The sequence below is a fragment of the Pseudolactococcus plantarum genome (genome assembly GCF_002441715.1).
GTDB classification, from domain to species: Bacteria; Bacillota; Bacilli; order Lactobacillales; family Streptococcaceae; genus Pseudolactococcus; species Pseudolactococcus plantarum.
Genome location: NZ_JXJX01000006.1, coordinates 48,972 through 64,934, shown reverse-complemented (window position 1 = coordinate 64,934; position 15,963 = coordinate 48,972). Strand labels below are relative to the sequence as shown.

General features: G+C 36.3%; 12 protein-coding genes. 4 read left to right on the top strand and 8 right to left on the bottom strand.

Features of this window, described 5'->3' with window-relative positions; all coding sequences use genetic code 11:
• Positions 1-59: 59 nt before the first annotated feature.
• Positions 60-1,379, bottom strand: a complete 1,320-nt coding sequence (yfmH, locus tag RU87_RS04810; RefSeq protein WP_068161770.1) for an EF-P 5-aminopentanol modification-associated protein YfmH — start codon at positions 1,377-1,379, stop codon at positions 60-62.
• Positions 1,369-2,631, bottom strand: coding sequence for an EF-P 5-aminopentanol modification-associated protein YfmF (gene yfmF / locus RU87_RS04805; protein ID WP_068161767.1), 1,263 nt, complete (start codon positions 2,629-2,631; stop codon positions 1,369-1,371). Before yfmF ends, yfmH begins: the two co-directional genes overlap by 11 nt.
• Before the next feature lie 155 nt (positions 2,632-2,786).
• Between yfmF and yaaA the strand changes: the two genes are divergently transcribed.
• Both yaaA and recF read left to right on the top strand, forming a co-directional pair.
• Positions 2,787-3,185: a S4 domain-containing protein YaaA gene (yaaA, locus tag RU87_RS04800; protein ID WP_068161763.1), complete on the top strand. Its 399-nt coding sequence runs from the start codon at positions 2,787-2,789 to the stop codon at positions 3,183-3,185.
• A gap of 6 nt (positions 3,186-3,191) precedes the next feature.
• Positions 3,192-4,268, top strand: a complete 1,077-nt coding sequence (recF, locus tag RU87_RS04795; protein ID WP_068161760.1) for a DNA replication/repair protein RecF — start codon at positions 3,192-3,194, stop codon at positions 4,266-4,268.
• 406 nt (positions 4,269-4,674) lie between these two features.
• Here the strand turns inward: recF and RU87_RS04790 are convergent, their stop codons facing one another.
• A complete protein-coding gene (locus RU87_RS04790; RefSeq protein WP_068161758.1) occupies positions 4,675-7,014 on the bottom strand; it encodes a transglycosylase domain-containing protein in 2,340 nt (779 codons plus the stop codon).
• A 273-nt stretch (positions 7,015-7,287) separates the two neighbouring features.
• Here RU87_RS04790 and tyrS point away from each other — a divergent pair, with 273 nt between their 5' ends.
• The gene (tyrS, locus tag RU87_RS04785; RefSeq protein WP_068161755.1) at positions 7,288-8,541 is read left to right on the top strand and encodes a tyrosine--tRNA ligase; all 1,254 of its coding nucleotides are present in this window, start codon (positions 7,288-7,290) and stop codon (positions 8,539-8,541) included.
• Between the two features lie 63 nt (positions 8,542-8,604).
• Here tyrS and RU87_RS04780 read toward each other — a convergent pair whose 3' ends face one another.
• From RU87_RS04780 to RU87_RS04760, 5 genes are all read right to left on the bottom strand, one after another.
• The gene (locus RU87_RS04780; protein ID WP_068161750.1) at positions 8,605-10,017 is read right to left on the bottom strand and encodes an MFS transporter; all 1,413 of its coding nucleotides are present in this window, start codon (positions 10,015-10,017) and stop codon (positions 8,605-8,607) included.
• 15 nt (positions 10,018-10,032) lie between these two features.
• On the bottom strand, positions 10,033-11,256 hold the full coding sequence (gene thiI / locus RU87_RS04775) for a tRNA uracil 4-sulfurtransferase ThiI (protein WP_068161748.1): 1,224 nt from the start codon (positions 11,254-11,256) through the stop codon (positions 10,033-10,035).
• A gap of 47 nt (positions 11,257-11,303) precedes the next feature.
• Positions 11,304-12,446 carry a cysteine desulfurase family protein gene (locus tag RU87_RS04770; RefSeq protein WP_068161745.1) on the bottom strand — a complete coding sequence of 381 codons (1,143 nt, stop codon included), beginning with the start codon at positions 12,444-12,446 and terminating at the stop codon, positions 11,304-11,306.
• Between the two features lie 341 nt (positions 12,447-12,787).
• Positions 12,788-14,833 (bottom strand): cation:proton antiporter, encoded by a 2,046-nt coding sequence (locus RU87_RS04765; RefSeq protein ID WP_068161742.1) that lies wholly within the window; start codon positions 14,831-14,833, stop codon positions 12,788-12,790.
• Positions 14,834-14,964: 131 nt separating this feature from the next.
• Complete coding sequence (locus tag RU87_RS04760) at positions 14,965-15,252, bottom strand: hypothetical protein (RefSeq protein ID WP_068161739.1); 288 nt, start codon at positions 15,250-15,252, stop codon at positions 14,965-14,967.
• Positions 15,253-15,512: 260 nt separating this feature from the next.
• Here RU87_RS04760 and RU87_RS04755 point away from each other — a divergent pair, with 260 nt between their 5' ends.
• Positions 15,513-15,947, top strand: coding sequence for a universal stress protein (locus RU87_RS04755; RefSeq protein WP_068161736.1), 435 nt, complete (start codon positions 15,513-15,515; stop codon positions 15,945-15,947).
• Positions 15,948-15,963: the final 16 nt, after the last annotated feature.

Genomic DNA, 15,963 nt, shown 5'->3' with positions numbered 1-15,963 from the left:
AGAACCCCCTTCTTTGTTTGATGTATGTCTTTTTATTTCACTGTTGTATCATCTTATATTCAGTTTTCGGACACAAAATCCTCATCTTCTTCACCTTGTTTGGGCATCAAAATAAATTCAGTTGCACACATATCTTTTACAAATCTATCTGCATAGTGTGCTATTTTTTCGATTGTTAGGGCTGATAACATAACAGGGAAATCAAAAAAGTTAACAGTGTCAAATAAATTTGATGAAAATTGATTTGCTATAAATTCAGGTGAATTTAATGATTTATAGTAATCCCCTAACAATTCTTTTTTGATCATATCTAGATGAGCTAAATTGAAATCACTTTCTATTCTATAACTTTTTAGTGTATCACGCAAAATTTTAGCAAGTTTTATTGGCTGTAGGGTATCTGATGTCATACTGACAAAGTGATATTGAGGTGTCACCTCAAAATCAAATCCAAAAGAATCATCGATTAAGCCTTGGTTATAGAGCCTTTCATACTGACTACTAGTATTTCCGAAAAGCATTGTCAACATCACTTGAACGGCAAGTTTATACTCAAAACGCGCTAAGTCTTCTGCTGGTAATGTATCATAGCCTCTAAAGCCTAAAGCAAGTTTAGGCATCGTAACGTCAAAATATAGTGAATTTGACATCACCTGTTTTCCAGGTTTAAATGGCGCACGTTCGATGTCTGATGCGGTACCAAACTTTTTTTGAGCCTGATTTTTTTCAACTAATGTTGCCATGCTTGGGACATCAAAAGGACCGGTTAGAAACAAAGTCATATTAGCTGGATGATAAAAGGTATGATAATTGTCATAAAGATCATCTGCTGAAATTTCTCTGATACTCTGGGGCGTCCCTGCTATATCAGAAGCCAATGGTGAATTGGGATAGAGATTCTGTAATAAACCAAAAAACAAGCGAAAGTCTGCATCATCTTGGTACATCTGAATTTCTTGTGTGATAATGCCTTGTTCTTTTTCTACTGAAGTCTGAGTAAAATAAGGTTCTTGCACAAAATCAAGCAATAAAGCAACACTCTTGTCGATTTGTTCTCGAGTAGAAAATAAGTAGGATGTCCGTGAAAAACTGGTAAAGGCATTCGAGTTGGCACCTAATTCGCCAAAAAAGTTCATGGCATCACCAGCTTCTTTTTCAAACAACTTGTGCTCTAAAAAATGTGCAATGCCTTCTGGAAATGTCTTCATCGTTTCGCTACCACGTGGTACAAATGTGGTATCTAGACTGCCAAAATTTGTCGTAAAAAGACCATATGTTTTATGAAAGTCCGGTTTAGGTAGATAGTAGACGACGAGGCCATTATCTAGTACTTCTTTATAAAGCGTCTCTCCAACCTGTGGATAGCGTTTAATCTCCAAGCGTGTCTCCTTCCATAAAATATACCGCTTGCAACCTTAGCTTAGACGCAAGTTCAACTACATCAGCTTTTGTGACTGCATCTAATTTGTTTAGCCAATCAACCATATCCAGGTAATGCTCTGGTAACAGCGACTTTATGTAAGCCTGTTCTATTAGATTAGTCGGAGAATCTAAGGCTAAAAAGTAGGCATTTTTCAACATACTCTTTGTTTGCGCTAATTCATTATCAGAAATTTCTCCCTGTACGATGGCGTTGACCTGTGCTTTTATCAATGCTAATGCTTTATCATGATCTGACGCATCAATACCAGCTGAAATTTTCAGAAGTCCTGTAAACGTATCGAATCTTGAGTTTGCATAATAAGCTAAACTTTCTTTTTCTCTGACAGTCGTAAATAACTTGGCATGTGAAAAACCACCTAAGACACCATTCAGTACTTGCATACTCAAATAATCTTGATCTCCGTATTGCACTGTATGTCGATAAGCTAATTGCAAAATCGACTGGTTGACCTCTTCTTTCTCAGTTAACAGCTTTACATCGTGATGATTAGCTTGTTCATAAAAAATCGACGTCAATGACTGACGATCTGTAAATGGGAAGTTTGAAAAGGCATCCGTGATCGCTTTCGTTTCATCTGGATCTATATCCCCTAGAACGATAATATCTATCGCGTCTGTGTTAATCATTTCTTGATAATAGGCATAAACACTTTGGCGTGTTTCTTTTTCCAATAATACTGCGTTCGAAATGCTTGGTGTTGCTACATCCTGATCATCAAAAAAAAGACCTGCTAATTTTGTCGATGCAACATACGATTTATCCTCACGAGTAGAGACTAAATAGTGTACTAGATTTTTCTTTTCACGATCAAATGTTGCTGCATCAAAACCTATTTCATCAACTAATGGCATAAAGATAGCTTGACGTATCAGAGATATCGCATCTTTAACCGTATCATCTGCTATGTATTTTGGATGCACGACGCGCATACCTATAGACAAAAAGTGGTTATCGCCTTTTTTAGACACACTACTTGTAAAACTTGCTCCATACATGCTAGATAATTTTTTTTGAAACTGTTGACTTGTTGTCAAAACAGCATTTGAAGTCTCCCACAGATTTGAAATGATCACACGCTTTGCGACCGTTTCTCTAGACATTTTTGTTCTAAAACGCACCAAAAATTGAACTGTTTTAAACTTTTTTTCTTTTATAATATGTAAATTAACATTCGTTTTAAGTTTCATACTTTTCCTTTTTATAGTTTCCATTATACCAAAATTATGAGCTTGACTGTAGCAATTCAAGATAAGAATTCATCTACTTTAACTTATCCAGACAACCTAAAATCTTTTATTTTTGTATTTCGGTTACAAGCTCTGTTTTTATGTTAAAATGAGATATGAATACTTATACGATTTACGATGAATTTATCACACTAGGCAAGCTTTTAAAGGATGCCGCAATTATTGAAACTGGTGGCGCTGCTAAAAACTTTTTAGCCAATAATGATGTCTTATATAATGGCAGTTATGAAAATAGACGTGGAAAAAAACTTTTTGATGGGGATGTACTTGAATTTCCAGATTTAGGGCTTAAACTGAATATTGTTGCTGCAACTGCTACTGAAATAGCTGAACGTCAAGCTGAACTTGAAGAAGAAGCTCGTGTGAAAGCGATAGTTAAAACATTAAATGCTAATAACAAAAAAGCTGCTGGACGTCAAAAAACTGCTGCCAATAACAAAGAACAATATTTCAAACGCAAAACCAACAAACCAAAATTCCCAGGTGCAAAATAACAATACATGATCATTTCTGACTTATCTCTTCATCATTTCCGAAATTATCAAGAACTCCATCTCGATCTTGATCCCAACCTGAATATCTTTGTCGGCCAAAACGCTCAAGGTAAAACCAATATTGCCGAAAGCATTTTTTTTCTTGCGTTAACAAGAAGTCATCGCACACATACTGACAAAGATTTGATTACATGGGGCGAGAAGGAAATGCGTGTGTCTGCTCATGTGCTGAAAAAAAACATGACGATTCCGTTAGAAGTTAGCCTGACTACTAAAGGACGTATCGCTAAAGCCAATCATCTAAAAGAAAATCGATTAGCTGACTATATTGGCAATTTGAATGTCATCATGTTTGCACCAGAGGATCTAGCCATCATCAAAGGTGCACCTAGTATACGACGCCGATTTATGGATATAGAAATTGGTCAGATTTATCCAGTCTATCTTCACGACTTAATGTCTTATAATAAGACATTAAAAGAGCGAAATAGCTACTTAAAATTTGATCTTCATAAAATTGATCTTCATTTTCTAGACGTTTTAGATGATCAACTTGTTTCATATGGGACAAAAGTCATGGCACATCGCCAGAAATTTGTTGACAATTTACTGACCATCTCAACCAAATTACATGATAAACTCAGTCATGGTAAAGAGAAATTAGTCATCACTTATGCTCAAAATGTTAAACAAGATTTTGCAGAAGCATTAAGAAATGCGAGACAAAATGACCTATTTCGTAAGCAAACATCTGTTGGCCCTCATCGTGATGATCTGCAGTTCGTAGTCAATGACATCGATATCGCTAATTTTGGATCCCAAGGTCAGCAACGTACAACTGCATTATCTATCAAATTAGCTGAGATTGACCTTGTCTTCCAAGAAACCGGCGAATACCCTATCTTATTACTGGATGATGTCATGAGTGAATTAGATAATCAGCGCCAACTTGATTTACTGTCTCTTGTGATTGGTAAAACACAAACTTTTATTACCACCACAACGTTAGATCATCTCAAACATCTGCCTGAAAACCTCACTGTGTTTCAAGTTAGCGATGGAGAAATTTTAAAGCAGGACTAATTTTGCTACATTAGATTAAACATGATATAAAACCTATATAGTTGATAAACTAGTGTGCACTGTATAAAATAAACTAAAAAAAGTAAAAAACTAGACGACATCTAGTTTTTTACTTTTTTATGCTACCTGCATAATATGAGATTAGGAATCAAAGTAAAGTCATACAAAAATACCACCAAGACCATCGATCAAGTACAGCAAGTCCTAAAAACACTATAAAACATATGATTAGGATCGCCTCCTTAATGCCTATCGGTAAAGGATACCTGTTATCATAAAACCACCTTCTTTTAAAAATGACAGTCTTCTACTTGTAACATACACTTCAACTATTTCAACCCATAGTTATCCATAAAAAAATATCTACAAACTTACATTGTAGATATCCTTCTAGAACCTTACAGTCCTATTTTTTACCCAAAATCTTGCTCCAAGCATCAGCATAATCACTATCACTACCGCCGATTGCAAATTTATATTGTGTGCTTGGGGCGCCATCAGGTGTTGCCCAGTTAGAGGTTGTTGTTGCACCTGATACTGCAACATTTTTAAAACCGCCACCTGTAATTGTCCCAGGTTTTTCACCAGTTGATACTAAAACTGTTGATTTAGTAACTGATGGATCCATTGCAAATTTTTGATTGATGCCAAATACACCAGGATTAGCTTGATAAATAGCATTAGCCAATTGTGCAACATATTGCGAGTTATTCAAATATCCAGTCATGGCAGCCATAGGCGTATTATCATCATGACCTACCCAAGAGCTTAAAGTCACTGCTGGTGTGCCAACCATCAACCATACATCAGAAAAATTGTTAGATGTTCCTGTTTTACCAACCCAGTCTGCGCTTGCAAGTGCTGGGTTCAGACCAGATAACTGTCCATAAAACGTCGTTGTTTTTTGAGACTTAATCGGTCCTTTAAGCAATTCTGCCATGATAGATGAGGTAGCTTTCGAATAAACTTGAACTGGTTGACTCTCATGCTTATAGATTTCTTTACCTGTATCATCTTTGATGCTGTCAACAACATAGTAGGGTTCATATTTACCACCATTTAGTAAAGCTTGATAGCCATTTGTATGTTGCACAACAGTTGGCTCAATACCACCACCTAACGGCAGAGATTCTATGCTGTAATCTTTAATCCCATAATTCATCTTACTCATGTAAGGTTTGACAGACTTACCAGCTTTCAAAATTGTTTGGTAAGTCCAATAGGCTGGCACGTTCCATGAGGTATCTAGGGCATCTTGTAACGTCATCATTTCTTGTGTCCCTGCTGAGGTGTCATGCATAATCTGCGTGCCATCACTATATTTAGCAGGATAGTTAGATAAACGACTAGCGCTTCCCATTAATCCCATATCTATAGCTGGACCATAAGCAACAATCGGTTTAATCGATGATCCAGGATCACGATGTGTATCAAAGGCATGGTTATTTTGATTGGTGTTATAATTTAAGCCACCCACAAATCCAATGACTGCACCAGTTTGATTATCCATCAAGACATTACCAGTTTGATTTTCACCTGTTCCATCTTGTAACAGATAACCATAGTTAGCTACCGCTGTTTGCATAGCTTGATAAATATTTTGATCAATCGTTGCAGTGACTGTATAACCACCTTCTGATAATTTACTTGCTGCTAGTTTTTGGTAACTTGCTTTAACTGCATCATTACCTTGATCAGATTCCGACACCTTATCCGTTTTAATCAGATAGTCATAAACTTTATCGAAAGCTTCATTATAGACAACGTGGTACAGATAACCATGACTGGCTGATTCTGCACTACCTGTAGCGATAAATTCTGTTGATATATCGTAATCTTTATAGGCAGTGTATTCTTTCTTAGAAATATAATCATTACGATATAGGTTAAATAAAACTTCTTTTTGTCTTGCTAACCCATACTGCATATTTTCTTTTGACTTCAGTGACCCATCAGCGTTATAAGGCGCATAAGTTATCGGACTTTGAGGTAGTCCAGCGATAAAGGCAGCTTCTGGCACGGTTAAGTCTTTACTAGATTTACCAAAAATACCTTGCGCAGCTTCCTCAACACCTGAGATATTTTGTCCTTTATTGTTACGACCAAAGGGGGATACATTTAAATAATCTGTTAAAATTTGATCTTTGCTCAAGTGTTTTTCAAGTTCTAGTGCATACACCATCTCTGTTGCTTTACGCTTAAAAGTGGGTGAATCTCCAAGAATTTGCTGCTTAATTAATTGCTGCGTTATCGTTGAACCACCAGAACTTGCGCCACCTGTTGATTCACCTAAAATTGCTCTAAAAAAAGCTTTAGGCACAACACCTTTATGAGATTTAAAGTTTTCATCTTCGGTTGCAATCAAAGCATTTTTCACATTTTGTGAAATGTTTTCACTAGAAACTTTTGTTCTGATGAGATCGCTCGAGATATCAGAAATTTTTTGACCATTACTATAATTGATGACAGATGCTTCATGAATTGTATTAATCTTATCGGTCAGTGTATTGACAGATGGGACTTTTACATCTGTGATTAGGCTCATCAAATAGCCTGTCCCTGTTGAGAACGCAAAAACAGCACCAACGCTTAGCATAATAGCAAAAATAATAGATAATCCGCGCACCACAATAAAGGTCGTGCCTAAAATTGTCTTACTATCAGTCTGTTGCTTTTTGGGGTGAGTTTTATGTTTTATAGACGTTTTTTTTGACTTACGTTTTCTATCTGATATTTCTTTTGTCATATGTTAAATTATAACATAACTCTATTATTTTACATACTATCACATCAGTTATTGCACTAAATTATGAGATATTTTATTAATAAATGGCAACATATAAAGCTTAAGATGAACAACTCCCCTGATGATTGATATATATCGTCTTAATAAAGGAATACCTTGACTAATATTATTACCTGATATCAGACAGATAAGTACTAACAAAACGGCTAATTTTTGGTATAATAGACTTAATTTATAAAAATTAGAAAAAGACTGTACATAAGGATGACTAACATGAATATTTTTGAAGAACTAAAAGCGCGTGGTTTGATTTTTCAAACAACTGATGAAGCTGCTTTGATCAAAGCATTAACCGAAGACTCTATTAAATTTTATTCTGGCTATGATCCGACAGCTGATTCACTTCATCTGGGACATCTAGTACCGATTCTAAACATGAGACGCCTTCAGTTAGCTGGTCATCAACCTGTTGCGTTAGTCGGTGGTGCTACAGGCATGATTGGTGACCCATCTTTTAAGGATGCCGAACGCTCACTTCAAACAACTGAAACAGTAGCCGCTTGGTCTGCTGCAATTAAGCAACAACTCTCTCGTTTCTTAAGCTTTGAAGGCGAGAACGCTGCAACAGTCGTTAACAACTATGACTGGTTTTCACAAATGAATATTCTCGAATTTTTACGAGATGTTGGTAAGCACTTTACAATTAACTACATGATGAGTAAGGAATCTGTGAAGAAACGGATTGAAACAGGGATCTCATATACTGAATTTGCTTATCAAATTCTACAAGGCTATGATTTTTATCAACTCAACGAAAACTATGGCGTTACCTTAGAAATCGGCGGATCAGACCAATGGGGTAATATGATTGCTGGGACAGATCTCATCCGTAAAAAATCTGGTAATGACACACACGTCATTACAGTGCCTTTAATTACAGACTCTACTGGTAAAAAGTTTGGTAAATCAGAAGGTAATGCTGTTTGGCTAGATGCAGATAAAACCTCCCCTTATGAATTTTATCAATTTTGGCTAAATGTAGCCGATGCTGATGCAGTAAAATTTCTCAAAATTTTTACTTTCCTAAGCCTTGATGAAATAGATGACATTGCTAAAGCATTCGAAGCAGCACCACACGAACGTTTAGCACAAAAAACATTAGCTAAAGAAGTTGTAACACTTGTTCATGGTGAAACTGCTTACGACAATGCTGTACATATCTCTCAACAATTATTTGATGGTCATATCAAATCATTATCTGTTAAAGATATTAAAACAGGCCTATCTGATGTGCCTAACTTTACCGTGGCTGCCGATTTTGATGGTAATTTAGTTAATCTCTTAGTAGATGCTAAAATCTCACCTAGTCGTCGTCAAGCTCGTGAAGACATCTCAAATGGCGCTATTTATATTAATGGAGATAGACAAACTAGTCTAGAGTATGTCATTGGTGATGCAGATAAACTGGAATCACAATTAACCGTGATTCGTCGTGGTAAGAAAAAATATACCATTATTAACTTTTAAGGTTTAATAAAAAGCAATTCATTTCAACAAATGAACTGCTTTTTTTATGTACCTATCACTTGTTTAATCAACTGCTTTTTTTCGTGTCACTAATCGATACCCTGACAAACACCAAGCAAAAATAACCAAAGCAAGCCCAACATAGAAAGCATGATGCATACCAGTTAGAAAAATGTCAGGACGTGATGTTATATATCCAGATACACGATGTCCTACTAAAGATGACATCGCAACAAACAAAACTGTTGTCGACAGTGTCGTCCCTAAAACAAAACCGAGATTTCGTGCGAGTGCATTAACAGACCCAGCAATGCCTAAGTATCTTGATTCAACCGTTGACATCACTAATGCATTATTAGGACTTTGGAAGAACCCAACACTACCACCATGTAAAAATAAAACAAGCATCACAAAAGCTATCGCCGTTGTTTGACCAAATATCAGATAACCTAGTTGCACAACAAGCACACCAGTAATCGCAATAAATGTGATAATTTCTTTGTCAAATTTATCTGATAAAACACCAGCAATTGGACTAAAGATAAACATACCAACAGGATAAGCCATCATTACCATACCTGCAAATCCCGCAGCACTCCCTCTATAATCTTGCAGATAAAAAGGCATTAAGATGTTGACAAAGCTACCTGCTGTAAACATTGTCATACTCGTAATGACACTCATAGAAAAAAGTTTACTGCGGAAAATATTAAGATTTAACAATGGTTTATCGACGGTTCTTTCTGTATGAATAAACCAAATAAACAAGATAATCATCGCTACAAAACTGATCAAGACGGGAAGGTGACTAAATCCTTGTGCTTGCCCTAAACTCATCGCGATAAAAAAGGCAACAATTGTTAAGAACATTTGTGTAGCCCCTAATAAATCGGCATCTTTAAACCTACCAATTCCTTCGTCTTTTGGCAATGCCTTGCGCCCTATCAAATAAGCCACAATACCTAAAGGCACATTTATCCAAAATATATAAGACCAACTCGCAAACTGTAAGATAAAGCCGCCAATTGCAGGTCCGGCAATCGCCCCTAAACTAACAAACATTGACATGATGCTCATCGCTCGGGCTCTAAGTGCCGGTGGAAATAGCTGACTAGTAATCCCAAAACTGTTAGACATCGTCATTGATGCACCTATGGCTTGAATGATTCTTGAGAAAAGTAAAAAGTGTAACCCTAGATTTATCCCCGCAAGTAGCGAACCTAATGTAAATACGATACTCCCAATACTGAAAATTTTGGTTTTTCCAAGTAAATCACCTAGTCGACCAAATAACAAAATTAACCCTGAAATAACCACTAAATAGATCGTTACCGACCAAGTCACTTGACTCATTTCAAGATGCATTTCACGTGCCATACTTGGTAAAGCAATATTAACTATTGACCCATCAAGTGTTGACATGAATGTGAAAATACCTAGGGCTAAAAGTCCTGGAAATTTTTCTTTACTAAACATATCTACCTTCTTTTCTTATAGCAACTCCTGAATATCCATATCTAACTTATCTGTCCTATCATCATTAGATAATCGATTAATCATCATACCATCAACAGCACGCGCCACCAACTCATCAATTGCCATACGTGCTTCAAATTTCTCCGCATGATCCAATTTGGGATTTGTTTTGGGTTGCGGTGGAGCAAAAATAGTACAGCAATCCTCAAAAGGTTGAATAGATAAGTTAAAGGTATCAATTTTTTCAGCTAATTCGATAATCTCTAACTTGTCCATTGTTACAACAGGTCTTATAATCGGCGTTGTCGTTACAGCATTAATCGCTACCATTGATCCTAAAGTTTGACTGGCTACTTGTCCTAGACTTTCACCATTAATAATAATTTGACCATGACGTCTTGCTCTTATTTCATCAACGACACGCATCATAAATCGACGTGTTACTGTCATCAGATAAGGCATCGGAACATTATTTTTGATTTCTTCTTGAATCTCTGTAAATGGCACTTCAATAAATTGGATATCTCCACCAAATACCGTTAATTTTTTCGCCAAATCTTTAGCTTTCTGTAATGCAGCTGGACTTGTATAAGGAGGAGAAGCAAAGTGAACCGCTTCTATCTCAACACCACGCTTAAGCGCTAAGTATCCTGCTACAGGAGAATCAATCCCACCAGATAGCATCAACATACCTTTACCTGCTGTACCAACAGGTAATCCTCCTGCGCCCTTGATTGTCTCATAGCTCAAATAAGCAGCATCTAAACGTATTTCAACGCGTAAATCAATGTCAGGTTGCTTCATCTGTGCTTTTGCATAAGGAATGGTTTCTATCACTGTATGTCCTAATTCACGATTTAATGCTGTACTATCTAGTTCAAAATCATGATCAGAACGTTTAGCTGAAATCTTAAAGGTCATCCCTTCACGATATATTTTTTTCATCAATTCAGCCACAGCAGCTTCAAGCGCAGGCATATTTTTTTCCACCTTTATGGCTGGAGAAAAGCTTTGGATACCAAAGACTTTGGCCAGCTTTTCAGAAAGTGGATTATAATCTGCACCATTCAAAAATATATGCGTACGATCTCTGTCCGATTTAACTGAGACCATCGGCCATTGCGTCAATACTTCTCGTACATTATTTGCTAATCGGGAAACAAACTTCATCCGATTCTTACCTTTAGTTGATAATTCACCATAGCGAATTAGTATTTCTGAGTAATTTAAATTTGTCATAAGTACTTTCTATCCTCGTTTACTACGACGTGTAGTAAACTATTTTACTAGGTTATTTTTTGAAACTTTTCATGTAACTGTTTGAAAATTGTTAAGAACTGTTCTATTTCAGCCATATTATTACTCGCATCAAGAGAAATTCTCACCGCAGAGGTTGCAACTCTAGGCGATATATTCATCGCGCCAAGTGTGCTAGATGCGACACCAGCTTTTGATGAACAAGCACTGGTCGTAGAGATATAGATATTATGCGCTTCAAACCCATGGACTAATACCTCACCACGGACACCTTTTATCCCAAAGGTCAAAATATTGGGAATGAAGTTTTCTGTTTGGCTAAAGATCACAACATCAGAATAAGCCTCAAGTGCAGTCATAAGCACTGATTTCATCGCTTGTATTTTCTCTTGCTTGTGTGCCATTTCTGATAAGAACAAGCGTAGTGCTTTTGCAGTAGCTGCAATTCCTGCAACATTTTCCGTTGTAGAGCGTTGATTTTGTTCTTGGCCTCCACCAGAAAGCAGGGGTTGCAGTTTTTTACCCTCTTTTATATAGACAAAACCAACACCCCGTGGGCCATGAAACTTATGCGCTGAAAATGTTGCAAAATCAACTCTCTCTGGTAACATATCAGCCGGCATTAATTTACCGATCGCTTGGACTGCATCGACGTGAAAAGATATTTTTGGTTGATTCTTTAACAAGTTAGCGATTCCCTGAAGAGGTTGAATGGCACCAATCTCGTTATTAACGGCCATGACAGAGACTAAAATAGTATCTGGTCTGATTAACGCAGCAAGTGCATCAAGTTTAACAAACCCGTTGCTATCTACAGGTGCTAAATCAATCTCAAATCCTTGCGTTTTTAACCATAAGGCAGACGTTTTTACAGCAGGATGCTCAACCGCCGATATGATAATGTGCTTACCATAACTTTTCTTTTCAAAAGCAACACCCTTTATCAGCCAGTTATCTCCTTCAGTACCGCCTGAGGTAAAATAAATTTCTGATGTTTTTTTCTCTAATAAGTCCGCAATTTGTTTACGTGACGCCATAAGCATCCGACTAGCAACTGTTCCTAAATCATGCAAACTAGATGGATTACCCATAATTTTAACCGCAACGTCAGTATAGGTTTTTAACACCTCAGGATAAATTGCTGTAGTCGCTGCGTTATCTAAATATATCACTTTTGTTTTCCTTTTTACTTTAGACATGAAATTTTTAGCTCTAGACCATATGTTTTAATAAATGTGAACACTGTCAATCTTTAACAATTTCAACAAATAAAAAAACCACCTCTGGTTTTAAACTAACATCTAGTATCCTATAGATCTTAGCATTCATCTGTCAATAATAATTACCATCAGAACGCTCAAGCTAACAGCCAAATTTATAACTAAATAAGGAGTTGCTAGCTTACTATAATCATACCTATACTACTATATTATACCTTTTACACGTGAATAGCAACTTTTAATTTTTTTACTATCTTCATTTTACATCGCTACTCGCCCATGCACAGTAAGGTTTATTTTGTTTTATATTCTAGAAAATCATAAAGCAAGTTACTGTGTTGATCATTCATAGAATAATTTTCTAGTGCATTGACATTTTTTCGCATCATTTGTGCTTCCCTTGCTGTCAAATCACCTTTTGCTTCATATTCAAAAATTAATTTTCTTTCAAGATAATACCCACGCATCATCTCATCCAGATTATTTGGTCGAACTTTGGTGATAATCCTGTTAATAAACCCGCCAGATGCTACCTGCTCTGACGTTCTCAGACGCTCCGATTGCAGATAATTAATTAATTCTGTATTGTAAACACCTTCCAGACTTTCTAATGCTTCCATAATCAGGGTTGTGTTACTGAAATATAACTCACGGATTTCTGTCCTAGAATCACCAATTAACTTCCTAATTTTCTTACCTCTAAATGCAATGTTTATATGAAGCATATTACTTAACACTAACCTGATAGCTCTTAAGAAAATAGCTATCGCAAATGCTAAACTTGAAACAAACCTGTGAACGATTGAGCGTTCTAACTCTTTCAGATATCTTTGATAAATGCGATATGTTTTCATGGTTATTTCATTATTTCGAAAAGCATTTTCAAGCCCTTCATTTTCTAATCTTAAGATTAACAGTTGTAGGTCATTAAATTCGGCAGTCATCTTAGCTGATTCTTGACTGATAATTAACTTTTGAATACGCGCTTGATAATTATCAATGGTTGCAATATAGCCTAGACGATTTTTATTATTCGCTGATTCTTTTTCTAACTGTGTGACGACACTCGTTAGAATTGCGATTCTCGCAACATTATCAACTTTTTCTTCTTTCTTTGGTGCAATAATCGGTAGAATCAAAATACCTGCTAAAAAGCTCAATACCGTAACTGACGCACTCAAAAAAATAAGCAAAGAATATTTTTGAGAGATAGCTGCTGGCAAAAGTAAAATAGTGGCAACAGACACTGTACCTTTAACACCTGAAAACGTTAACAGCAAAATATCATCCACGTATCTGCTAAATTTCTGACGTCTTTTCTTAGCAATTATCGCGTAGTAAACACTTAATACGATATATCTCACTAGAAACAAGGTGATAGTCAAAACGATAACAGTCACTAACAAACGACCATTATCATAATAAGCATTTGTGATGATTGGCGTGATAATCTGTTCTAATTCAATCCCTAAAAATAAAAAGACGATGGAATTCAATATAAATGAGATGGTATCCCAAACTGTTTTTGTCACATTCTCAACTTGTGCATCAAATAAGGTAATTTTTTTAAATCCACTTGCCTGCATAACACCTGCGACAACAACAGCAATGATTCCCGAAACATGTAACTCCTCTGCTAGAAAAAAAGCTAACAGTGGCATAATCAACTCTAACATCAGATAACCAGTCACATCTTGTGCGGCTACATCCTCCATCAAAGTAAGAATTAAACGATTTAACCAAGAAACCGAAAACCCAATCAACGCCCCACCAATTGCCGAAAATAGCAAACTAGTTGACGCACGACCTAAAGAAAACTCCCCTGTCGTTAAAGCTAAAATAGCAAACTGGAAGGCGATAATGCCCGATGCATCATTAAATAAACCTTCTCCTTTTAAAATAGCTATGGTCCGTTTGGGGAAATCAAAACGTTCGGATAGAGACCCTACTGCTACAGCATCGGTAGGACCTAAACTTGCACCAAGGGCAAAACTTGCAGCCAGAGGAATACTCGTATAAAAGCTATGACTGATCACACCGACGACTAATGTCGTAATAAAAACAACTGGAAAAACTAGTAGGGTTACTGTTGGCGTATGTTTTAAAATACCTTTTATATCAGCTTCTTCACCTTCTCTAAACAGAAGTGGACCGATAATGAAAGCTAAAAATAGTTCTGGGTTAAGTCTGAGCACATTACCAGCCCCAAGGACACCTAGAATTAACCCAAACACAACCTGAATCAGTGGTAAAGGTAGTTTAGGAAATACTTTATTAATGACATTTGATGTGATTAAGGCCGCAAAAAATATGATGACATAGAATACAGTATGAATCATTGGTATGTATCTCCTTTCTATCCTGCCTAATCTGCTACATGGCAAAGTAATACCCCAAATGCAATCAACTTATACTGGACACATCTATTTGGGGTATCCCCATGATTACTCACTATAGCTTAAACTTCTAGTTATTTCTCGTCTAATAATTTTTTAAATAGTGCTTTTTTAATCGCTAATTTTTCATCTACTTTCTGAGCAGATTTTTTATCTAAAGTAGCACGACAACGTTTAACTTCTAGTTCTGCCAACTGTCGACGTAGTCTTTCTTTTTGATTTTCTAAACTACGAAACCGATCGAAAAAAGAAGCTTTCACACTAAGATTCGTATCTAGATCATGATGTTCGTCATTCTCTAAATATAGTCTTCTCATCTCCTGAATCTCTTTTTGACAGTCATCATCAGATAATCTTTTCATTTCATAACCCCAATTAAATTTATAAGGCTAATTATAGCATATTTTCACTTAGAATTCTAAACTCCCATCCGAGAGCTGTTACTTGGTAAAAAAATAATATTGCCTATCGTATGACATTTTCTTTTACTTTTTCAGAAAATGAGCATATAATGGCAATATATGAATTACTAGTTTCACCATTACACCTCTTGCATATTAAATTGTGCAGGTCGTAACGCAAATAAAGCAGGATTTTAAACAATCTCTCGGAGGATAAGGAAATGATTCAAGGGTACAAAAAGATTTTAATTGGTATTGACGGTTCAGTAGAGTCAGCAGCAGCATTTGATAAAGCCGTTGCTGTGGCAAAACGTAATGATGCAGAACTACTATTAGTTAATGTCATTGATTTACGTTCTTTCCAAAGCATCTCAACTTATGATACGATGGTCGCTGAAGATACTAAAAGAGGTGCAGAGCAACTAATTACTGACTTTGCTGATGATGCACGCGCAGCTGGTGTGACAAAAATTAAAACAATTGTCGAGTTTGGTTCTCCAAAAGTGATGATGGCCACAACCATTCCAACACAAGAACAAGTTGATTTGATTATGATTGGTGCAACAGGATTAAGCTACATTGAACGCTTATTTATCGGTTCAGTTGCCCAATACATCGTGACACACGCAACATGTGACACATTAATTATTCGCTAATTAAAAAATCAGGACA